General features: G+C 62.2%; 22 protein-coding genes. 16 read left to right on the top strand and 6 right to left on the bottom strand.

The genetic code is table 11. The annotated features are described in order from the left end of the window. The first annotated feature begins 84 nt into the window (after positions 1–84). Positions 85–741, top strand: a complete 657-nt coding sequence (locus FQ320_RS07280) for a GntR family transcriptional regulator (protein ID WP_148471041.1) — start codon at positions 85–87, stop codon at positions 739–741. A gap of 27 nt (positions 742–768) precedes the next feature. On the opposite strand, the gene FQ320_RS07275 is transcribed toward FQ320_RS07280, so the two are convergent. From FQ320_RS07275 to FQ320_RS07265, 3 genes are all read right to left on the bottom strand, one after another. Further along, positions 769–2,085, bottom strand: a complete 1,317-nt coding sequence (locus FQ320_RS07275; protein WP_148471119.1) for a TRAP transporter large permease subunit — start codon at positions 2,083–2,085, stop codon at positions 769–771. Between the two features lie 8 nt (positions 2,086–2,093). Then, complete coding sequence (locus FQ320_RS07270; protein WP_148471040.1) at positions 2,094–2,672, bottom strand: TRAP transporter small permease subunit; 579 nt, start codon at positions 2,670–2,672, stop codon at positions 2,094–2,096. A gap of 74 nt (positions 2,673–2,746) precedes the next feature. After that, complete coding sequence (locus tag FQ320_RS07265; RefSeq protein ID WP_148471039.1) at positions 2,747–3,763, bottom strand: TRAP transporter substrate-binding protein; 1,017 nt, start codon at positions 3,761–3,763, stop codon at positions 2,747–2,749. A gap of 407 nt (positions 3,764–4,170) precedes the next feature. Here FQ320_RS07265 and FQ320_RS07260 point away from each other — a divergent pair, with 407 nt between their 5' ends. Then, positions 4,171–5,373 (top strand): mandelate racemase/muconate lactonizing enzyme family protein, encoded by a 1,203-nt coding sequence (locus FQ320_RS07260; RefSeq protein WP_148471038.1) that lies wholly within the window; start codon positions 4,171–4,173, stop codon positions 5,371–5,373. Between the two features lie 58 nt (positions 5,374–5,431). Here FQ320_RS07260 and FQ320_RS07255 read toward each other — a convergent pair whose 3' ends face one another. Genes FQ320_RS07255 through FQ320_RS07245 form a run of 3 tightly spaced genes read right to left on the bottom strand, consistent with a single transcriptional unit; the run spans position 5,432 to position 9,389 of the window. Beyond that, positions 5,432–7,648 carry a molybdopterin cofactor-binding domain-containing protein gene (locus FQ320_RS07255; RefSeq protein ID WP_148471037.1) on the bottom strand — a complete coding sequence of 739 codons (2,217 nt, stop codon included), beginning with the start codon at positions 7,646–7,648 and terminating at the stop codon, positions 5,432–5,434. Positions 7,649–7,662: 14 nt separating this feature from the next. After that, positions 7,663–8,118, bottom strand: a complete 456-nt coding sequence (locus FQ320_RS07250; RefSeq protein ID WP_148471036.1) for a (2Fe-2S)-binding protein — start codon at positions 8,116–8,118, stop codon at positions 7,663–7,665. Continuing rightward, complete coding sequence (locus tag FQ320_RS07245; RefSeq protein ID WP_187393806.1) at positions 8,115–9,389, bottom strand: cytochrome c; 1,275 nt, start codon at positions 9,387–9,389, stop codon at positions 8,115–8,117. The genes FQ320_RS07250 and FQ320_RS07245 overlap by 4 nt, the downstream gene beginning before the upstream one ends. A gap of 575 nt (positions 9,390–9,964) precedes the next feature. Here FQ320_RS07245 and FQ320_RS26325 point away from each other — a divergent pair. The 14 genes from FQ320_RS26325 to FQ320_RS26830 are packed head-to-tail and all read left to right on the top strand — an operon-like array spanning position 9,965 to position 19,264. Further along, on the top strand, positions 9,965–10,096 hold the full coding sequence (locus tag FQ320_RS26325; protein ID WP_255509404.1) for a hypothetical protein: 132 nt from the start codon (positions 9,965–9,967) through the stop codon (positions 10,094–10,096). Between the two features lie 2 nt (positions 10,097–10,098). Next, positions 10,099–11,031 (top strand): carbamate kinase, encoded by a 933-nt coding sequence (gene arcC, locus FQ320_RS07240; protein WP_148471118.1) that lies wholly within the window; start codon positions 10,099–10,101, stop codon positions 11,029–11,031. Next, positions 11,024–11,584 (top strand): HdeD family acid-resistance protein, encoded by a 561-nt coding sequence (locus FQ320_RS07235; RefSeq protein ID WP_148471034.1) that lies wholly within the window; start codon positions 11,024–11,026, stop codon positions 11,582–11,584. The genes arcC and FQ320_RS07235 overlap by 8 nt, the downstream gene beginning before the upstream one ends. Before the next feature lie 37 nt (positions 11,585–11,621). Continuing rightward, entirely contained in the window at positions 11,622–12,392 is a 771-nt protein-coding gene (locus tag FQ320_RS07230; RefSeq protein WP_148471033.1) for an SDR family NAD(P)-dependent oxidoreductase, read from the top strand. Between the two features lie 3 nt (positions 12,393–12,395). Continuing rightward, positions 12,396–13,778: a F0F1 ATP synthase subunit beta gene (gene atpD / locus FQ320_RS07225; protein ID WP_148471032.1), complete on the top strand. Its 1,383-nt coding sequence runs from the start codon at positions 12,396–12,398 to the stop codon at positions 13,776–13,778. A 2-nt stretch (positions 13,779–13,780) separates the two neighbouring features. Then, the gene (locus tag FQ320_RS07220; RefSeq protein ID WP_255509403.1) at positions 13,781–14,188 is read left to right on the top strand and encodes an ATPase; all 408 of its coding nucleotides are present in this window, start codon (positions 13,781–13,783) and stop codon (positions 14,186–14,188) included. Next, the gene (locus tag FQ320_RS07215) at positions 14,185–14,469 is read left to right on the top strand and encodes an AtpZ/AtpI family protein (RefSeq protein ID WP_148471030.1); all 285 of its coding nucleotides are present in this window, start codon (positions 14,185–14,187) and stop codon (positions 14,467–14,469) included. Before FQ320_RS07220 ends, FQ320_RS07215 begins: the two co-directional genes overlap by 4 nt. Further along, positions 14,466–14,894, top strand: coding sequence for a hypothetical protein (locus FQ320_RS25575; RefSeq protein ID WP_187393805.1), 429 nt, complete (start codon positions 14,466–14,468; stop codon positions 14,892–14,894). Before FQ320_RS07215 ends, FQ320_RS25575 begins: the two co-directional genes overlap by 4 nt. Next, positions 14,894–15,586, top strand: coding sequence for a F0F1 ATP synthase subunit A (locus tag FQ320_RS07205; protein WP_148471029.1), 693 nt, complete (start codon positions 14,894–14,896; stop codon positions 15,584–15,586). The genes FQ320_RS25575 and FQ320_RS07205 overlap by 1 nt, the downstream gene beginning before the upstream one ends. Beyond that, positions 15,583–15,873: a F0F1 ATP synthase subunit C gene (locus FQ320_RS07200; RefSeq protein ID WP_148471028.1), complete on the top strand. Its 291-nt coding sequence runs from the start codon at positions 15,583–15,585 to the stop codon at positions 15,871–15,873. Before FQ320_RS07205 ends, FQ320_RS07200 begins: the two co-directional genes overlap by 4 nt. Before the next feature lie 2 nt (positions 15,874–15,875). Then, positions 15,876–16,634: a F0F1 ATP synthase subunit B gene (locus FQ320_RS07195; protein WP_148471027.1), complete on the top strand. Its 759-nt coding sequence runs from the start codon at positions 15,876–15,878 to the stop codon at positions 16,632–16,634. Next, positions 16,624–18,150 (top strand): F0F1 ATP synthase subunit alpha, encoded by a 1,527-nt coding sequence (locus FQ320_RS07190; RefSeq protein WP_148471026.1) that lies wholly within the window; start codon positions 16,624–16,626, stop codon positions 18,148–18,150. Before FQ320_RS07195 ends, FQ320_RS07190 begins: the two co-directional genes overlap by 11 nt. Further along, a complete protein-coding gene (locus FQ320_RS07185; RefSeq protein ID WP_148471025.1) occupies positions 18,134–19,066 on the top strand; it encodes a F0F1 ATP synthase subunit gamma in 933 nt (310 codons plus the stop codon). The genes FQ320_RS07190 and FQ320_RS07185 overlap by 17 nt, the downstream gene beginning before the upstream one ends. 6 nt (positions 19,067–19,072) lie before the next feature. Continuing rightward, on the top strand, positions 19,073–19,264 hold the full coding sequence (locus FQ320_RS26830) for a CBS domain-containing protein (RefSeq protein ID WP_148471024.1): 192 nt from the start codon (positions 19,073–19,075) through the stop codon (positions 19,262–19,264). Positions 19,265–19,362 lie beyond the last annotated feature (98 nt).

The raw sequence follows: 19,362 nt of genomic DNA, 5'->3' as shown, positions 1-19,362 counted from the left end.
CAACGATCAGGTATTTTCTGTCAATGCTTGCGTATACAAGAGAACCCTTCTTGTGCGCGATCGGCGATAGGCTATTCAGTTGCCATGACAAAACGAAGATCAGATGAGATTGCCGAGTCTCTTGAGGTGATGATTCTTGACGGTACCTTTGCCAGCGGGGATCGTCTGGACGAGGCCGGACTTGCGAAAAAGTTCGCCGTATCGCGGACTCCGATCCGCGAGGCGTTTCAACGGCTGACCGTGTCGGGGCTGGCCGAACAGCAACCGCGCCGGGGCGTGTTCGTGCGCCAGCCCGGGCCGGTCGAACTGGTCGAGATGTTCGAGGTGATGGCCGAGCTTGAGGCGGCCTGCGGGCGGCTGGCGGCGCGCCGGATCGATGACGCGGGGCTGACTTTGCTTGATGCCATCCACCAGCGTTGTCAGGCCGCGGCGCAGGCCCGCGATACCGATGGTTACTATGGCGAGAACGAGCAGTTTCACCAGACGATCTATGCACAGTCGGGCAATGCGTTTCTGCAGCAAGAAACCCTGCGGCTGCAACGAAGGCTGCAACCGTTTCGCCGGATGCAACTGCGTCACCGGGGCCGGATGGAGCAGTCAATGGCCGAGCATACAGCCATACTGGAGGCGTTGCGCGCCGGCGATGGCGAGGGCGCCGCGGCGGCCCTGCGTCTGCATGTGACGGTTCAGGGCGACCGGTTCCATCGCCTGATCGCCAGCCTGCGTGAAGACGCGGCCTGAGTCGCCCGCGGCTCTACCTGCCAGATGTTACCGGCCCGTGATGCCCGGAAACGCCACCAAAAGCCCGACGGCGAGGATCTGCAAGCAGATGAAAGGCACCAGCGAGCGGAAGATGTCGCCAAGTGAAATGTCGGGGGGTGCCACGCTTTTGAGATAGAACGCGGCTGGACCGAACGGGGGCGACAGGAACGAAATTTGCATGTTCATACAGAACAAAACGCCGAACCAGACCGGATCCATACCCATGGATTTAACAATCGGCACAAAGATCGGCATGGTCAGCAGCGCGATCCCGACCCAGTCGAGAAATGCGCCGAGAACAAACAGGATCGCCATCATCAACAGGATGACGACCGTGGGGTTGTCCGACACGCCGGTGATCATGCTCGACACGAAATCGACGCCGCCCATCAGATTGTAAACTCCGACGATGGCGGTCGCGCCAATGCCGATCCACACGATCATGCCGACCGTTGCCAATGTCTGAAGCGCTGCATCGCGCATCAACCCATAGGAAAATTCACCCCGCAGGATCGTTGACAGAACCACACCGCCGACGCCGATTGCCGAGGCTTCGGTCACCGATGCGATGCCGCCATAGATCGACCCCAAAACCACTGTGACGACAAGGATCGGCAGGGCCAACCCTTTGAGCAGTCTGATTTTCTCGATGTTCGGGATGACGGTCGTGTCAACCGGCGGCACGATGCCTTCGGAGAAATACGCCCGGAACAGGATATAGGCGACATAGAACATCGCCAGCATGAAACCGGGAAGGAAGGCGGCGGTGAACAGATCACCGATCGAAACGTTTGCGGTCAGACCATAGATGATCAGCACGATGGACGGCGGAATCATCGTCCCCAGCGATCCGCCCGCACAGACCACGCCGATCGACAGGTTGCGATCATAGCCAAGCCGCAGCATCTGCGGCAGCGCGATCATGCCCAGCAGGACGATCTCGCCGCCGATGATACCGCTCATCGCGGCAAGGATCACGGCGACGAAAATCGTCTGCACCGCCACGCCGCCCCGGATGCGCCCGGCAAAGATCTTCATCGCGTCGAACAGATCGCGTGCAATGCCGGACCGGTCGAGAATCGCCGCCATCAGCACGAACATCGGCACCGAGACGAACACAAAGTTCATTGTGAACGAATAGACCCGGCTGGTGATCAGCGGGATCGACATCGGCCCGAACCAGCCAAGCGCAAAGATCAGCGCAACCAGAAGGGTGACAAAGGCAAGCGGCATGCCGGTCAGCAAAAGCAGGACCAACATGACGAACATCAGGGTCGTGCCCCAGCCGATGCCCAAGGCGGAAAGATCAAAGCCGAAATCCATGGGGGTGCTCACTGATTCTGCCGGTTGCGGGCATAATTGAAGGCAAGGATGAGAAACTGCACCACAAGAAGAACCATGACGAGCAGCACGAATATCTTCAGCAGGGCGGGCGTCGGCGGACTCCACGCGCTGCCGGTTGTTTCAAGCCGGATTTCACCCGATGGCGTGATCACCGCGCGTTTGACCATGTGCCACGACGCATAGGCAAAGAAACCGGCAGCAATGGCCGAGGTGATCGAGATCAGAATATCTGCGATCCGGCGAACCCGTGGCGAGAAATGATCGTACAGCAGAACGACACGGATGTGGCTGTTCTTGCAGGTACAATAGAGCCCGCCAAATATGAATGACGCGCCGCACAGGAAAATGGTCGTCTCATGCGCCCAGATCGTCGGACGGTTGAAGAAATAGCGCAGGAACACCTCGAGCAGCAGGATTGCGGCGGCAAGAACGATCCCCGCTGCGAACACATATCCGACCCGGTCAACGATGCGCCCCATCAGCCCTGCTTCGACTGCCGTTCGCCCACTGCCTTCGCTTGTTGCCAAAAGGTCGACGGCTTCCTTTGTGCGATCTTGGTCGGTCATGGTGGCTGGCCCGTTCTGGGGTTGGGGGCGGATGGTGGTGGCCGCGCCGTGACCGGCGCGGCCCTGTGGAAAGCCTACTTCAGCAGGTCTTTATCCTTAAGATATGCAGTCAGCGTGTCATAGACCTTTTGTGACATCGGTGACTGTTTTGCGATCCGCTCCCATTCGTTGGTGGCGATGGCGCGGAATTTGGCGCGCTCTTCTTCGGGCCAGTCGTGTACCGTGATATTCGGATTGGCTTTCGCCTCTTCGACCGCGGCCAGATCTGCCTCGCTGTTGCCTTTCAACTGGGTCTGCTGGAACTCTTTAACCGTTTCTTCCAGCAACAGCTTGAGGTCATCGGGCAGGGATTCCCACTTGGCCTTGTTCAGCGATACTTCGACCAGCGGCAGCGAGTGAAAGCCGGGGTAAACCGGGTTCGGTGCGACTTCGTTCAGGCCCTGCTGCTGGTTGACCGAAAACACCGAGTAATCGGCGGCATCGACAACACCCTTGTCAAGCGAGGTGTAAACCTCGGACGAGGGCAGGTTGACGGGGGCTGCGCCAGCTGCGGCAAACACGTTGGCGACGGGGCCTTCGGGGGCGCGCATCTTGAGCCCCTGAAGATCGGCAACCCCGTTCAGCGGCTTGCGCGACACAAACGCCTCAAGCCCCGGTGTGGTGACGCCAATGAAATGCAGGCCATATGAACCCAGCAGTTCTTGCATCAGTTCCTTGCCGCCACCGTTCTCGACAAAGTCGATCATCTGTGCCGGGTCCGACCATGCGCCAACCGGGTTCGAAATCAGGCCAAAAGCCGGATCCTTGCCTGCCCAATAGGAACTGTCGCAGATCTGACCGTCAAGAATGCCCGCCGCGACGGCGTCCAGTGTCTCGTTGTATTCGACGATCGAACCGACCGGCAGAAGGTCGATCTTGATCCGACCCTCGGAACGTTCGGCCACCAGTTCGGTCCAGCCCTTCTGATATTCGAAGTTCGGGTTGCCCGCCGGATCGGACGACTGGAACTGGAACGTAAACTCCTGAGCCCCGGCAGCGCCGGCAAAAACCAGCGTCGCCGCCAGTGCTGCCGAAATGAGATGATGTTTCACGAAAAACCTCCCTGATGTGTTCGTGCTGAGTGGGACACAATCCCCGCAGTTTGACACGGGTGCAACCTGAGATCTCTGAATCCACTCACTTCATGACCAGATTGATACGCCACACGCAGTTTCAAACTGCCAACCGAAGCAGCCAATGTCCAGTCGCGGCGAAATTGAGGCATTTGCGGGCGGTCGAAGCATCGCACACCCCTGCGGGAACAGCCAAACGGCTGTCGGCATGGTCGACGCTAACACAATCTTAGGAGTATCGGGGTCAAAGTATCGGAGTGGTTGCCTTGGTCGCGCAGGCGCAATTCCTCGCGGGGTTTAGACATTGTCAATTTCGTCGGCTGCGGGCACCCTTGTCGGCAGGACCTGTGTCGTCACAGATTGCCGCCAAGCCGGGAGGAGAGCCGTTGAAGATCACCGCCATTGAAACGCTGCGCACCGAAGAGTTTTCCAACGTGCTTTGGGTGCGGGTGCATACGGATGCGGGGCCGATCGGGCTTGGCGAAACGTTTTATGGCGCGGCAGCGGTCGAGGCGCATATCCACAACACGCTGGCCGGGCGCCTTTTGGGGCAGGACCCCCTGAGAATCGAGTCGCTGAACCGGATCATGGTCGATCTGCCCATGGCGCAGGCCTCGACCGGGGTTGAATACCGGGCAGCCTCGGCCATTGATATCGCGCTGTGGGATCTGTTTGGAAAGGTCTGCGATCAGCCGGTTCATCAGATGCTGGGCGGGCTGAACTGCGACAAGCTGCGGGTTTACAACACCTGTGCGGGCTATGGCTATGTGCGCAGCAACAACATCCGCCCGGTGGATACCTGGAATTTGGGCGCATCCGAAGGCCCGTTCGAGGATCTGTCAGGGTTTATGACCGATGCCGGTGCTCTGGCCGAAAACCTGTTGGAAAGCGGCATCACTGGAATGAAGATCTGGCCGTTCGATCCACCGGCACAGGAAAATCGCGGCCTGCATATCACCGCCGAACAGATGAAAACCGCAATCGAGCCATTCGAGAAGATCCGCCGTGCCGTCGGTGACAAGATGGAGATCATGGTCGAATTCCATTCGCTGTGGAACCTGCCCATGGCCAAGAACATTGCCCGCGCTCTCGAACCCTATGCGCCCACCTGGTATGAAGATCCGATCCGGATGAATTCGCCACAAGCCCTGGCTGAATATGCCGCCTCGACCGATGTCTGGGTCTGCGCCTCTGAAACGCTTGGCTCGCGCTTTCCCTACAAGGATATGCTTGAACGCGGCGCGGTCGATGTGGTGATGGTCGATCTGTGCTGGACCGGTGGCTTGACCGAGGGGCGCAAGATCGCCGCGCTTGCCGACACCTATCACCGTCCTTTCGCGCCCCACGACTGCACCGGCCCGGTCAGCTATGCGGCGGCGGTTCATGCATCCTTCAGTCAGCCCAACACCCTGATTCAGGAATCCGTGCGCGCATTTTATACCGGCTGGTACAAAGAGCTGGTGACCGAAGTTCCGGTGATCGAAAACGGTTATGTCCTGCCGATGCAGGGGCCGGGTCTTGGTACCGAACTTCTGCCCGCAGTGTTCGAACGTTCCGATCTTACGACCCGCAGATCGGAACTTGACTGACGCCCGCATGGATCAAGGCACCGTTGCGCAATCCGTCCGGGCGCAGAGATTGTCGCGTTCAGCTGCGCTGTTCGGACAGTGCCGCACGTACCTTGGCCGGTTTGAACGGCACCGACCGCAGTCTGATCCCTGCCGCATCGAACACCGCATTGGAAATACAGGCGGAAACGACAGCCGCTGTTGGTTCGCCGGCCCCCCATGGCACCTCGTTGGGATAGTCGATCAATTCGATATTTACCTCGGGCACATCTGGAAACCGCAGGATTGGATAGCTGGCCCAGTCAAGGCTGGTGACCATGTTGCGATCAAAGGTCAGTTCCTCCATCAGGGTGCGGCTGGTGGTCTGGATCACGTTGCCTTCGATTTGGGCACGCACGCCCGCCGGGTTGATGATCTGGCCGCAATCGTGGACCACAAAGAACCGATCAACCTTGATCGCGCCCGAATTCGCATCCATCGACACCTCGGCCACCGCGCCGACATAGGTGCGTTTCAACTCGTATTTGACATAGGCCATGCCGCGGCCGGTCAAGCGCGCTCCGTCACCGTCACCGCCTGAGCGGGGTGAGGGGCGCGGCTCCCATCCGGCAAATTCTTTCAACCGGTCCAGCACCGCCAGCCCGCGTTTATCGGCAGGATCGATCAACCCACGCCGGTATTCCATCGGATCGACGGCCAGTTCCGCCGCAACTTCGTCAAGAAACGCTTCGTTGGCGAACGTGTTCTGCATCCGCCCCGGCGCGCGAATCCATGAAGGGCGCAGCGGAGTTGATTCCAACCGGTGACAGACGGTTCGGATGTTGGGAAAGCCATAGGGGATGGCGGAATCGTTTGTGATACCGCCGGGGTTGGTATCCTGATTTGTCGGCAGATCGGCCAGATTGGCACCCAACAACGCGACCCGTCCACCGGCCCCCTGAGGGATAAAGAATTCCGAGCTCCAGGCGGCGACCGCGCCGGCATCGTCGATTGTTGCGGTCAGGTCGATCAGGGTCGGCGGGCCTTTCGGGTCCCAGCCGTGTTCGTCGTGGCGCATCCACTGCACGCGGATCGGGCGACCGAGTTCACGTGATATCAGCGCCGCATCTGCGGCGGCATCCTCGTGGCCGTTGCGCCCATAGCATCCCGCGCCCTCGATATAGATGCAGCGCACGTCTTCCTCGGGAACCGAGAACATATCGGACAGTTGACCGCGCAGCCGGTGCGTTGCCTGCGACGACGACCAGCTGACCAGTTTGCCATCACTGAAATCAGCAACCGAACAGGACGGCCCGATCGAGCCGTGGGTGTGCAGCGCGAAATCATAGGTGGCCTTGACCTGCCGCGTGCCTGCGGCTGAATCCACATCGCCGATATCGCTGGTTACGTCATCTTTGGCGATGGGTGTTTCGCGCACGTGGGTCCAGAGCTGGGCCTGATCTGGCAGGCTCTCGGTGGTTGCCCATGTCACCGAAATTTCCCGCGCGGCGCGTACTGCCGTCCATTCGGATTCCGCGACCACCGCCAGAAAATTGCCCTTTTGCACGATCTGCACATCCGGCAGATGCGAGATCGAACTTTCGTCAACACCCTCAAGCGTCGCGTCGATTGCAGGTGGTCGCACGACCCGGGCGTGGGCCATCCCGTCGATTTTCAAATCCTGCATATATTCGAAGGCGCCGGTAATCTTGCCCGGCAGACCGTCGCGGATGATCGGCTGGCCGACGATGGTGAACTGCGCCGGATCTTTCAGGCGCACGTTCTCGTTCACCTCAAGCGAAAAATTTTCACCGTTCAGCAGATCGCCATACGAGATTTCGCCACCGTCACCGCGGATCATGCCATCGGTGATCGTCAACCCGGCCCGTTCAACGCCCAACCGTTCGCCAGCAGCGTCAAGCAGCGCCTCGCGGGCTGTGGCGGCGGCCTTGCGGATGGCTTGACCACCCACTTCGATCGAAAGGCTGCCATAGGTCGGCCCCTGATCCGGGGTAAGCGAGGTATCGCCTTCGATCACCGTTACCCGGTCCAGAGGGACGGAAAGTTCCTCGGCCGCCATCTGGGCAAAGCCGGTCCGCACCCCGGTGCCATAGTCGATCTTGCCGCTGTAAACCGTGACCATGCCCTTGGGATCGATCGAGATATAGGAATCCACCGCACCTTCTGCGACAGATTTCAACACAGCGGCGGTTTCCGCGCTGGCCGGACGGACACCGCCGGTCAACGAAAAGGCGACGACAAGCCCGCCCGCCCCCTGCAAAAGGGATCGGCGGCTGAGGTTCGGGGCGATGGTCATGGCGTTTTCCTTTGTCACGTCCGCGCGGCGCGTTGGACGGCGCGGATGATCGCGGCATGGGTGCCGCAGCGGCACAGGTTGGCCTGCATTCCGGTCAGGATTTCTTCGTCCGTGGGGTCGGCGTTGCGCTCAAGCAGATGCTGGACGCGCATGACCATTCCGGCGATGCAATATCCGCATTGCGCCGCCTGTTCGTCGATGAACGCCTGATGCACCTTGCCGGGTTTGCCATCTTCAAGCAGGCCCTCGGTGGTGGTGACGGCACGGCCTTCCAGTGCGGAGATCGGCGTGAGACAGGAAAAAACCGCGCGCCCGTCGACGATGACGGTACAGGCGCCGCACTGGCCCAGACCGCAGCCGAACTTGGCGCCGCGCAGGCCGATCTGATCGCGCAGGGCATAGAGCAGTGGCATGGACGGGTCGCCGTCGATGTCGTGCCGGGTTCCGTTCACTTCGATGCTGACGCTCATTGCCCGTCTCCTTCGTTCTGTTCGCTCAGTGCCTGTTCCACCGTATCGCCAACGCCCTCCCATGCTGCCCCGTCCGAAAAGCGCGCCCGGACATACTGTGTCAGATCGGTGATCTGTTCGGCCGTGAGCGTGCCTCCAAAAGCCGGCATATAAGGACCACCCCTGTCACGATATGCGTCGATACCACCGACAATCGTGCGCGCCGCATTCAGCGGCTTGTCGCCCCGCAGGGCAAAACCGACGGACAGCGGGACACCATAGGACGGGTTCGCGCGGCCATCCGCCGCTTCATGGCACGATGCGCAGGCACCGACCCACAGGGCATGTGTCGCGGCCAGATCATCGGGCACACCGTTGTCGATGGCCGCAAAGGCGGGGGACGTGTCATCGGTCAGACTGGCCACATAGGTGGCGATGGCCGTCACATCGGCAGGCGCGACCTTGGACAGGTTAGTTACGGTTTCACCCATGGGGCCTGCCGCGGCACCGTGATCGCGGCTGAATCCGGCGGAGAGATAGGCGGCCAACTGTGGTTTGTTCCAGGCGCGCGCCCCATCGCCCGCAAGCGGCGGCGCATACCAACCGTCGATCTCGGCCCCTGCCAGCGAATCCGAGGATTTCTCGGCCCCGAGGGCATTGCGGGGCGTGTGACAGGCGCCGCAATGGGTGACGCCCTCAACAAGATAGCGGCCCGTGTTCCATTCATCGCTTTCGCGCGAAACGGCTTTGACTGGCCCGGCATCGAGGAACAGAAGGTTCCAGCCTGCCATCAGCGCCCGGATGTTGAACGGAAACGGCAATGCATTCTCCGGCGCTTCGTTCTCGACCGCCGGGACCGTGCGCAGATATGCGTAAAGGGCAGAGATATCGCCGTCGTCGATCTTGGTGAAACTGGTATAGGGGAAAGCCGGGTACAGATGCGCCCCTTCGCGGTCGACACCCTTGCGCATCGCACGGGTGAAGGCCTCTGGGCTCCATTCGCCGATGCCGGTTTCCCGGTCGGGTGTGATGTTCACAGCAAAGATCGTGCCAAACGGCGTGTCCAGCGGGCGACCTCCGGCATAGGCAGCGCCGTCTTCTGCCGTGTGGCAACTTTCGCAATTTCCCAGCTGAGCCAAGGCATAGCCCCGCGCAATTTCATCCTTGCCATAGGCAGGTTCAGCGCCTTCGGCGGTGGCAGTCAGCTCTGGGCGCCAAATGAGGGCAAAAGCGATGATAACAAGGGCGATCAGAACCGCGATACTCACCAAGCCGATGCGCCGATAAGTCATAGGATCTTCCGATAAGTCATAGTCTGTCTCCCGCGTGCCGTTTTCCAAAGGTTCGCCGCCGGGACGGCAGAGTCGGGGTAAACCCATATAGCTCAACCAACTGAGCCGAGATTGGTTCCAGTCTATCGTCGGATGTCCGGTTCGCACCGCGATAACGCCGAAACCGACCGTGCCGCAGGGGATGGAGATCCGGTGCTGCCGGATTTCCTGCCATCGCTGGACCTTCCAGGTTTTGCAAAGTCATGCGGGACTCGTGCGCCATCTCGGAAAGCGGTGTCGTCCCGAGATGGATCGAAACACAGGCATCCGCGCGCCGTTGGTTCAGTACCCCGATCTCTTGGGCGGTCGGCAAGTCGATGTAAAGCAATACATTCATCCTGACAGGTATCTCGCGTTTGACCTGAGGTTAGGCGGGAAAGGCGGCGCTTTCATTGATCTCGGTCAATGATAGGCCGGGCAGGGCGATCTATAGGTGATCGAAAGACACCGCCGGGGCGGGTGCGGAACCACGACGCGGCGCGAGCCGCGATACAGTGTCCCGCCATCCGCGCCGCGGTCTGAAAAGGAGAAATGCCATGAATGCCACCCAAGTGATCCTGGAAGGCCCCGCCGCCGTCACGCCCGCCGCCGTCAGGTTCGATCCGGTCAAAAACCGGATGTCGCGGTCAAGGATCGGGGCGGCGCTGTCTGCCGGGATGGGCGCATGAGCATGCTTGTCGTCGCAGCCCTTGGTGGCAACGCCTTGCTGAAGCGTGGTCAACTGATGACCGCTGAAAACCAACGCGCCAATGTCCGTGTCGCGGTACGCTCGCTCGCCGAGATCGTGCGCGCGGGGCACAGCCTGGTGATCACCCACGGCAACGGTCCGCAGATCGGGCTGCTGGCGCTGCAAAGTGCCGCCTATAATCCCGCCGAGGCCTATCCGCTGGATGTTTTGGTGGCCGAGACCGCCGGTATGATCGGCTATATGATCGAGCAGGAGCTGGAGAACGCGCTGGGCCATTCAAAACCCGTGGCGACCCTGCTGACGCAGATCGTGGTCGATGCGCAGGATCCGGCGTTTAACAAGCCGACCAAGTTCATCGGTCCGGTTTACAGCCGGGAAGAGGCCGAAGCGCGCGCCAAATCCGCAGGGTGGTCGATTGCACAAGACGGAGACAAGTGGCGCCGCGTCGTGGCATCGCCCGCGCCAAGCGAGATCCCCGAAATGACGATCCTGAAACTGCTGCTGGATCAGGGGGTGATCGTGATTTGCGCCGGCGGTGGCGGTATCCCGGTGGTGCGACAGGACAACGGCCACCTGACGGGAATCGAGGCGGTGGTCGACAAAGACGCCGTGAGCGGCCTTCTGGCGCACGAACTGGGTGCCGATGCATTGCTGTTGCTGACCGACGTGCCTGCCGTGATGCGCGATTTCGGCACTCCGGCGCAATCTCAGATCGGCGCGATCACGCCCGAGGACGCGTTGAAACTTGACCTGCCTGCGGGGTCCATGAGGCCCAAGGTCACGGCCGCCGCCGCCTTCGCCACCGCCGGCAGGATGGGTGGCATCGGACGTCTGGATCAGGCCTCCGAGATTCTGGCGGGGCGCGCGGGAACGCGCATTTCGCAGGAAAATGCGAAGGAGATGAAGAATGGATGACCTGAGAACCTATTTGCAACGCAACTGGTGGCTGTTTTTGCTGCGCGGGATCGCGGCAATCGCATTCGGCTTTGCCGCGTTTATCTGGCCCGGCCTGACGCTCAGCATTCTGATCGCATTGTTCGGGGCCTATGTCCTGATCGACGGCATCTTCGGTTTGGTCCAGTCGATCCGCCACCGTGAATTGCTGAGCCATTGGTGGCTCTGGGCGCTGGAAGGCGTGTTGGGCATCGCGGTCGGTGTGATGACTTTTCTTGCGCCTGGCGTCACGGCCTTTGTGCTGCTGATGTTCATCGCCGCCTGGGCGATCGTGGGCGGCGTCCTCAGAATCGTCATGGCGATCCGGTTGCGCCGGGAAATCGAGGGCGAATGGTTTCTGGTCGCGGGGGGCGTGCTGTCGGTCATTTTCGGCGTGTTGTTGTTCGTCGTTCCGGGGGCCGGGGTGCTTTCGCTCATCTGGCTGATCGGGTTCTGTGCGATCATTTTTGGTGTGCTGTTCATCGGATTGGCGCTGCGGTTGCGGCGCGAGAATGCCGGATCTGCACCGGCCTGACGCCCGGCAACATTTATGACAATAGAGGGGAAATCCTATGAAACGCTTGCAGGATAAGATTGCGCTGATCACCGGTGGTGCGGCGGGAATCGGGCTTGAAACCGCCCGGCTGTTTCTGGCTGAGGGCGCGAAAGTCGTGATTGTCGATCTGAAAGACGACGATCTGGCCACCGCCGCGACAAGTCTTGGCGCGGGGGATGACGTGTTGTGCGTGGCCGCAGATGTATCGTCGGTTGAGGATACGGCCGCCTATGTCAAGGCAGCGCTGGACCGGTTCGGGCGCATCGACGTGTTCTTCAACAACGCCGGAATCGAGGGCCGTGTCGCGCCCTTGGTCGATCAGAAGATCGATGATTTCGACCGGGTGATGGCCGTCAACGTGCGCGGAGCCTTTCTTGGGTTGCAACATGTCCTGCCGGGCATGATCGCGCGCAAATCCGGCAGCGTCATCAACATGTCATCCATTGCGGGCCTGCAGGGCAGCCCCGACGTCGCGCCCTATATCACGTCGAAACATGCCATCGTCGGGCTGACCCGGGCTGCGGCAATTGAATCGGCTCCGGCCAACGTGCGCGTCAATTCCGTGCACCCGTCACCGGTCAACACCCGCATGATGCGGTCGCTTGAAGAAGGGTTCAGCCCCGGCAAAGGTGCGGAAGCCCAGAAACAGCTTGTCGCCACGATCCCGATGGCCCGCTATGGTGAATCGATCGATGTGGCCAATCTGGTGCTGTTCCTTGCCTCGGACGAATCCGCCTTCATCACCGGCGGGCAATTCCCCGTCGATGGTGGGCTGGCTGCGGGCTGAACCATGGCTGACGTGCCCCATACCCCGGCAACAGGCCGCATCGTGGCCGTGCGCGGTGGCATCGTCGATGTGGTTTTTGCCGCTGATGGTCCCGACATCGACGACCTGCTTTATGCGGGCGACATTGCCCTGCAGGTGATGTCGTTTGTCGAGGGCGGCGCGGCGCGCTGCATTGCGCTGGCGTCGGTGCAGGGTCTGGGACTTGGCACCGCCGTGCGCGCCACGGGCGGCCCGTTGCGGGTGCCGGTGGGCGAAGCGGTGCTGGGCCGGATGCTCAACGTGTTTGGCGCGCCGATCGACGGGTTGCCTGCGCCGGTCACCGACGAACGCCGCTCGATCCACAACGCCCCGCCGCGCCTGTCAGAACGTGTGCTGCGCGCGGCGGTGCTGGAGACCGGGATCAAGGCCATCGACCTGTTGGCCCCGATCGAGAGGGGCGGCAAGACCGGTCTGTTCGGTGGCGCGGGTGTCGGCAAGACCGTGTTGCTGAGCGAGTTGATCCACAACACCATCGAGCATCACAAGGGCGTCAGCCTGTTCTGCGGCATCGGCGAACGGTCGCGCGAGGCCGAGGAGTTGTGGCGCGAGATGGGCGAGGCCGGTGTGCGCGACCGGATGGTCATGCTGTTCGGCCAGATGAACGAAAGCCCCGGTGTGCGGTTTCTGGTGGGCAAATCGGCGCTGACCATGGCCGAATGGTTCCGCGATGACCGCGAACTGGACGTGCTGCTGCTGATCGACAACGTGTTCCGCTTTGTACAGGCGGGGGCCGAGGTGTCGGGCCTGATGGGGCGGATGCCGTCGCGTGTGGGGTATCAGCCGACGCTGGCGACCGAACTGGCCACACTGGAGGAACGTATCGCCTCCACCCGCAAGGGCGCGATCACGTCGATTCAGGCGGTTTATGTCCCGGCTGACGATTTTACCGATCCGGCGGCGGCGCATATTTTCTCGCATCTGTCAGCCTCGGTCGTTCTGTCGCGCAAACGGGCAAGCGAGGGCTTGTATCCGGCGGTCGATCCGCTGGCCTCGTCGTCGGTCATGCTGACACCGGGCGTGGTGGGGCAACGGCACTATGACATCGCGCGTGCGGTGCGCCGAACCCTTGCCGAATACGAGGACCTGCGCGACATCATTGCCATGCTGGGGATCGAGGAACTGTCGGCCCATGACCGCGCAATCGTTGCCCGCGCCCGGCGGCTGGAACGGTTCCTGACCCAACCCTTTGCCACGGTCAGCGCCTCAACCGGCGAGGGGGGCAAGCTGGTGCCACTGGATGCGACGTTGAAAGGCTGTGAAACGATCCTTGGTCAGGACACGTTCGATCGGCCCGAAAGTGATTATTACATGATCGGCGCGCTGCCGGATCACGAGGTGGCGGAATGACCATGGCAACGCAAATGCAGGTCCTGGTCCGGCTGCCCGGTGGCACCCTGTTTGATGGGGCGGTGGCGCGGCTGAACGCGGTGGCGCAGGACGGCGCCTTCGGCATCCTGCCCAACCACACCGATTTTCTCACGGCGCTGGTGCCCTCTGTTTTGCTTTTGACCCAGCCGGACGGCGCCGAGCGGACCTTTGGCATCGACGAGGGGCTGCTGGTCAAGAAAGGCCACAGGGTCGAGATCGCCGTGCGGCGCGGGATCGAAAGTGCCGATCTGGAAACGCTGCACGATACCATCGGCGATTTCTTCGATACGGTCGAGGACGACGAGCGTGTCGCTCGTTCCGCCCTGTCGCGGCTTGAGGCAGAGATGGTGCGCAGCTTTGCCGGGTTGCGAAAGGAGCCACATCCATGACCCAGCGCAACCGCAAGAAGGCCGATGAGATCGGTCGCAGTGCCGCCCGCAAGAAGGCCGCCCGCGACAATCCCGGCCCCAGCCCGCTGCGCGGGATCGGCGTGTTCGGGATGATCGGCTGGGCGGTCGCCGTGCCGACGGTTGGCGGCGCGTTTCTGGGGCTCTGGCTTGACCGGGTGCGGCCACAGGATTTTTCATGGACGATTGCGCTGATCCTTGGCGGCGTCGCCATTGGCGCATTCCTTGCCTGGGTCTGGATCGACAAGGAGAAAGGCGAATGATCATGCCGGATTTTGACTATGGCCTGCTGTTGTTTGGGCTGCTGACCGGTGGCATTGCCGCCGCGCTGTTCTTTGCCGGGCTGGCCTTGGGGATGCGGCTGGCGCTGCGCGCCGTGCGGCCTGTGGCGGTGTTGCTACCGAGTGCGGCGTTGCGCATCGCGCTGTTGATCGGCGCGGGCTGGTGGGTGGCGGGTCAGGGGGCTGTGGCTGCAGTCGGGTTCGTGATCGCGTTTTTCGTGGTGCGGCTGGTGCTGCTGAGCGCCCTGCGCCCCGGCAAGACGGTGACATCCCTGCGCCCCGACGAGGGCGTCACAGCCCGGAACACCGACAAGAGCGCGACAGCCCGGAACACCGACAGGGGGATGACTGGCCGGAACACCGACAATCGCGCCGCAGACCTGCGCCCCGGCAAGGAGGTGACGTGATGGAACTGACGCCCGACGACACCGTGTTCTTCACGGTCTTCGGCTTTGCAATCAACGCGACGATCCTGTTCACTTGGATCGTCATGGCGATCCTGACCGGTGCGTCGATCCTGATCACCCGCAACCTGCGCCCCGACGTGCCGCCGAACCGCTGGCGCACCGTGCTTGAAACCATTGTGCTGACCATTCAGGGCCAGATTGATGAGATCAGCGCGCGTCCGGACCGCAGGTTGTTGTATTTTGCGGGCACGCTGTTTCTGTTCATCGTTACCTCGAACCTGCTGATGATTGTGCCGGGCTGGCGGTCGCCCACCGGCTCGCTTTCGACGACTGCGGCTCTTGCGTTGGCGGTGCTGGTGGCGGTGCCGCTGTTCGGGGTCGGCAGCCGTGGCATCGGCGCGTATCTGCACAGCTATATCGAGCCGAACGTCATCATGCTGCCGTTCAACATCATCGGCGAATTTTCCCGTGGCCTGTCGCTGGCCATCCGCCTGTACGGCAACGTGATGAGCGGTGCTGTGATCGCCGCGATCCTGCTGGGTGTCGCACCGTTCTTTTTTCCTGTGGTGATGGACATGCTGGGCCTGCTGACCGGCGTGATCCAAGCCTATATCTTCGCCATCCTCGCCACTGTTTATATCTCGTCGGCCACCGCTGTGCCCGACTCCGTTTCCGCAAAGGAGCTGACATGACTGATCTTGGCATCATCGCCGCAATCTCGATCTTCACCGCCGGGCTGACCGTATCGTTCGGCGCCCTTGGTCCTGCGCTGGGCGAAGGCCGGGCGGCGGCCAGCGCGCTGACCTCTATCGCGCAGCAACCCGATTCCGCCTCGACCCTGTCGCGCACCCTGTTCGTCAGCCTTGCGATGATCGAATCCACGGCAATCTATTGTTTCGTCGTCGCGATGATCCTGATCTTCGCCAATCCGTTCTGGAACGCAGCCCTTGAGGCCGCCGTGCAGGGGGCGGGCGGTTAACTATGTCGATCGACTGGATCACCGTCGCGGCGCAGCTGGTCAACTTTCTTGTGCTGGTGTGGTTGTTGAAACGGTTTCTCTATCGGCCGATCCTTGACGGGATCGACGCCCGAGAAGCGCGAATTTCCGAGAGGATGGCGCAAGCGGAACAGGTGCGTAAAACGGCCGAGGCCGCAGGTGCCGAATGCCGTGCCGAAACCGAACGCCTGAAGGCGGCGCGCGACGAGGCGCTGCAACAGGCCCGCGCCGAGGCCGCAGCCGAGCGTGACGCCCTGCTGATGGAAACGCGCGAGCGTCTGAGACATGAACGAGAGGCCAGCGAGGTTGAGCGCGCCGAAGAGGCCCGGCGTTATACCGACCGGCTGCACCGGCACGGCGCGGCGGCGCTGGTTTCACTGACGCGCAAGGCGCTGGACGATCTGTCTGGCGAAACTCTGGAAGAACGTATCGTCGCCCGCGCCCTCTCGCGTCTGCCCGGCATGGCGGGCGATCTGAAGGCGGCGGCGGGCGACAGTCGCGATGCCGTGGTGACCACGCGTGAGCCATTGCCTGACGAGTTGTGCGCGCAGATCGACAGGGCGATTGACGGCGCGCTGCCCGGAACCAAGGTGCGCTATGTGATCGACGAGACGCAATCGCCCGGCCTGTCCCTGCGTCTTGGTGGGGCACAGTTGGGCTGGACCGTCGAGGGCTATGTGGACGGGTTGCAAGCCATTCTGGATGACGCCGCCGGACAAAGGAGGCAGACCGATGCCCGCTGACACCATCCCCGACGGCACCGACGATCTGCTGCGCGCACTGCTCGACGCCCCCGCCCCCGAGCCGCAGCTGAGCGAAATTGGCCGCGTCGCCGAGATCGGTGACGGGATCGCCATCGTCACCGGGCTGGCCCGGGCATTGGTCGATGAATTGCTGGATTTCGGCGGCGGCCTGACCGGAATCGTGTTCGATCTGGAGCAGGACCGTCTTGGCGTCGTCCTGCTTGGCCCGGCGGGGCCGGTCGTGCCGGGTGCCGATGTGCGCCGCACGGGCCGGGTGGTCAGCGTGCCGGTGGGACCGGCCCTGTTGGGCCGGGTCGTCGACGGACTTGGGCGGCCGCTTGACGGACGCGGGCCGGTAGAAACCGACCGCATGCGCCCGATCGAGACAGAAGCGCCGGGTATTCTGGACCGCAGGCCCGTGGTGCGTCCGCTGGCAACCGGGTTGAAGGCTGTGGATGCCGCGGTTCCGGTGGGCATGGGGCAGCGCGAATTGATCATCGGTGACCGGCAAACCGGCAAGACCTCGATCGCGGTCGATGCAATCCTGAACCAGAAGGACAGCGGCGTCCTGTCGATCTATTGCGCCATCGGTCAGCGCGGCGATGCCGTGGCCAAGGTGATCGGCGCGTTGACCGATGCGGGCGTGATGGAAAACACCATCGTCCTGTCGGCAGGCGATGAGGAAACACCGGGGCAGGCCTTTGTCGCGCCCTATGCTGCGATGTCGATGGCCGAGGCTCTGGCCGCCGATGGGCGCGATGTGCTGATCGTGCTGGACGACCTGACGCATCACGCCCAGTCCTATCGCGAGTTGTCGCTGCTGCTGCGCCGTCCGCCGGGGCGCGAGGCGTTTCCGGGTGATATCTTTTTCGTCCATGCCCGCCTGTTGGAGCGCGCGGGGCAGTTCGGGCCGGGTGTCGGCGGCGGCTCGATCACGGCACTGCCGGTGGTTGAAACACAGGCGGAAAACCTGTCGGCCTATATCCCGACGAACCTGATTTCGATCACCGACGGGCAGATCTATCTGTCGCCGCGTCTGGTCCGCCGCAACCAGTTTCCCGCCGTCGATCTCGGTGTGTCGGTGTCGCGCGTGGGTGGTAAGGCACAGGCCGCAGCACTGCGCGATGTTGCGGGCAACCTGCGCGTGACCCTGTCGCAGTTTGAGGAGCTGGAAGAGTTCGCCCGTTTCGGCACACGTCTTGACGATGAAACCCGAGCACGCCTGACCCGAGGGGCCGCTGTGCGCGCCGCTCTGCGCCAGCCCGAGCGTGATCCGATGCCCGCCGACCAACAACTGGCCGTGCTGATCGCCGCCATGGAAGGTCTGTTCGACGATATGGACGATTCCGCGATGGCAAAGGCAAGCGACGCGATCCGGGCCGTGATCCGGGCCGACAACGGCAAGACAAGCGCACTTATCGCTTCGGGCCAAAGGTTGGGCGACGAAGGCCGCGCGCATATCATCGAGCTTGCCCGTGCCGCGTTGCCGGAGGGTGCCGATGGCCCAGTCGCTTGAACGCCTGACCCGTCGCACCGAAACGATGCAAAGCATCCGCGGCATTGTCCGCACGATGAAAACCATGTCGGCGATCAATGCCGCACCCTATGAACAAGCGGCCCGGGCCATCGATCTGTGGCGCGATATGGTTCTGGACGGGTTGCACGGGTTTTTGCACCTGAACGGCCCTCTGGTGCAGGATAGCCCGGCGGACAACCGCGCGATCCTTGTCGTCATGGGGTCCGATCACGGGCTGTGCGGCAACTATAACGAAGTCGTGGCGATCGAGGCCCGCCGGCATATCGTGCCGGGCACAACCCTGCGGATCATCTGCGTTGGCGCCCAGATGGAGGATGCGCTGCGCGGTGAAGGGATGGTGCCCGAGGTGACGCTTTTGCCGCCCGCCAATGTCGATGGGTTGAACCGGCTGGCGGGCGAATTGGTCACCCGGCTCGAGTCGATGCGCAGCGACGACCGGGTCACTCTGATCTATACCCAACGCGCCGCCCATGGCCGCCAGATGCCCGTTGCATTGGGGTTGTTGCCGCTTGACGCGGATATGCTGGCCGAATTGGCCGCGCGGCCCTGGACCTCGCGCAGCTTGCCGCAATTTCACCTGCCTGCGCCGGTCATGCTGGCCGCGCTGGTGCGCAACTTGCTGTTTGCCACGGTCCACCGCGCCGCAGCCGAGGCGTTGATGACCGAAAACGCCGCACGGTTAGCGCGGATGCAGCAGGCCGAACAATCGGTGGATGAACAACTTGAGGATCTGCAATCGGAAACCCGCTCGGTCCGCCAAAGCGAGATTACCACAGAGCTGCTGGACGTGATTGTCGGCTTTGAGGCGCTGAAAGCCCGCGAACGCCGCAGGAATGGGGGCAGGGGTGCGGGCAGGGGTGCGAGCAAGGAATGCTCCGAAACCGAAACCGGGTGAGTTGGGATGGATGCCAGAGTGCTTCTATCCAGCCTCATGCAAACGCGACTGACAATGGTCGGGCCGGGCAAGTCAATCCGCGCCGTTGCGACCTTGATGAAGGACCGGGATATCGGATTTCTGCCGGTGGTCGAGGGTGAACGCGCCATTGGCGTTGTCTTCCCCTTCCGCGCGGGACTCGCGTTATCGCAAAGATGATATTGTCGCACAGATGAAATAGTCACTTGTGTCCGAAAGGCAGCAAGGAGGAACTGTCGCTTCGGATTGGCAATGCTTTGCCCGCGTGTTCGCGGTAT

The sequence above is a fragment of the Oceaniovalibus sp. ACAM 378 genome, from assembly GCF_008085915.1.
Classification (GTDB): Bacteria; Pseudomonadota; Alphaproteobacteria; order Rhodobacterales; family Rhodobacteraceae; genus Oceaniglobus.
Note: the sequence above shows the minus strand (reverse complement) of the source record. Positions and strands in the feature narration are given on the sequence as shown.

Coding starts and splice junctions, on each gene's coding strand:
- FQ320_RS07190 (WP_148471026.1), top strand. CDS start 16,624: ATGCCCGCTGACACCATCCCCGACGGCACCGACGATCTGCTGCGCGCA.
- FQ320_RS07275 (WP_148471119.1), bottom strand. CDS start 2,085: ATGGATTTCGGCTTTGATCTTTCCGCCTTGGGCATCGGCTGGGGCACG.
- FQ320_RS07200 (WP_148471028.1), top strand. CDS start 15,583: ATGACTGATCTTGGCATCATCGCCGCAATCTCGATCTTCACCGCCGGG.
- FQ320_RS07235 (WP_148471034.1), top strand. CDS start 11,024: ATGGATGACCTGAGAACCTATTTGCAACGCAACTGGTGGCTGTTTTTG.
- FQ320_RS07220 (WP_255509403.1), top strand. CDS start 13,781: ATGGCAACGCAAATGCAGGTCCTGGTCCGGCTGCCCGGTGGCACCCTG.
- FQ320_RS07250 (WP_148471036.1), bottom strand. CDS start 8,118: ATGAGCGTCAGCATCGAAGTGAACGGAACCCGGCACGACATCGACGGC.
- arcC (WP_148471118.1), top strand. CDS start 10,099: ATGCTTGTCGTCGCAGCCCTTGGTGGCAACGCCTTGCTGAAGCGTGGT.
- FQ320_RS26830 (WP_148471024.1), top strand. CDS start 19,073: ATGGATGCCAGAGTGCTTCTATCCAGCCTCATGCAAACGCGACTGACA.
- FQ320_RS07195 (WP_148471027.1), top strand. CDS start 15,876: ATGTCGATCGACTGGATCACCGTCGCGGCGCAGCTGGTCAACTTTCTT.
- FQ320_RS26325 (WP_255509404.1), top strand. CDS start 9,965: ATGAATGCCACCCAAGTGATCCTGGAAGGCCCCGCCGCCGTCACGCCC.
- FQ320_RS07230 (WP_148471033.1), top strand. CDS start 11,622: ATGAAACGCTTGCAGGATAAGATTGCGCTGATCACCGGTGGTGCGGCG.
- FQ320_RS25575 (WP_187393805.1), top strand. CDS start 14,466: ATGATCATGCCGGATTTTGACTATGGCCTGCTGTTGTTTGGGCTGCTG.
- FQ320_RS07215 (WP_148471030.1), top strand. CDS start 14,185: ATGACCCAGCGCAACCGCAAGAAGGCCGATGAGATCGGTCGCAGTGCC.
- FQ320_RS07280 (WP_148471041.1), top strand. CDS start 85: ATGACAAAACGAAGATCAGATGAGATTGCCGAGTCTCTTGAGGTGATG.
- FQ320_RS07185 (WP_148471025.1), top strand. CDS start 18,134: ATGGCCCAGTCGCTTGAACGCCTGACCCGTCGCACCGAAACGATGCAA.
- atpD (WP_148471032.1), top strand. CDS start 12,396: ATGGCTGACGTGCCCCATACCCCGGCAACAGGCCGCATCGTGGCCGTG.
- FQ320_RS07205 (WP_148471029.1), top strand. CDS start 14,894: ATGGAACTGACGCCCGACGACACCGTGTTCTTCACGGTCTTCGGCTTT.
- FQ320_RS07255 (WP_148471037.1), bottom strand. CDS start 7,648: ATGACCATCGCCCCGAACCTCAGCCGCCGATCCCTTTTGCAGGGGGCG.
- FQ320_RS07270 (WP_148471040.1), bottom strand. CDS start 2,672: ATGACCGACCAAGATCGCACAAAGGAAGCCGTCGACCTTTTGGCAACA.
- FQ320_RS07245 (WP_187393806.1), bottom strand. CDS start 9,389: ATGACTTATCGGCGCATCGGCTTGGTGAGTATCGCGGTTCTGATCGCC.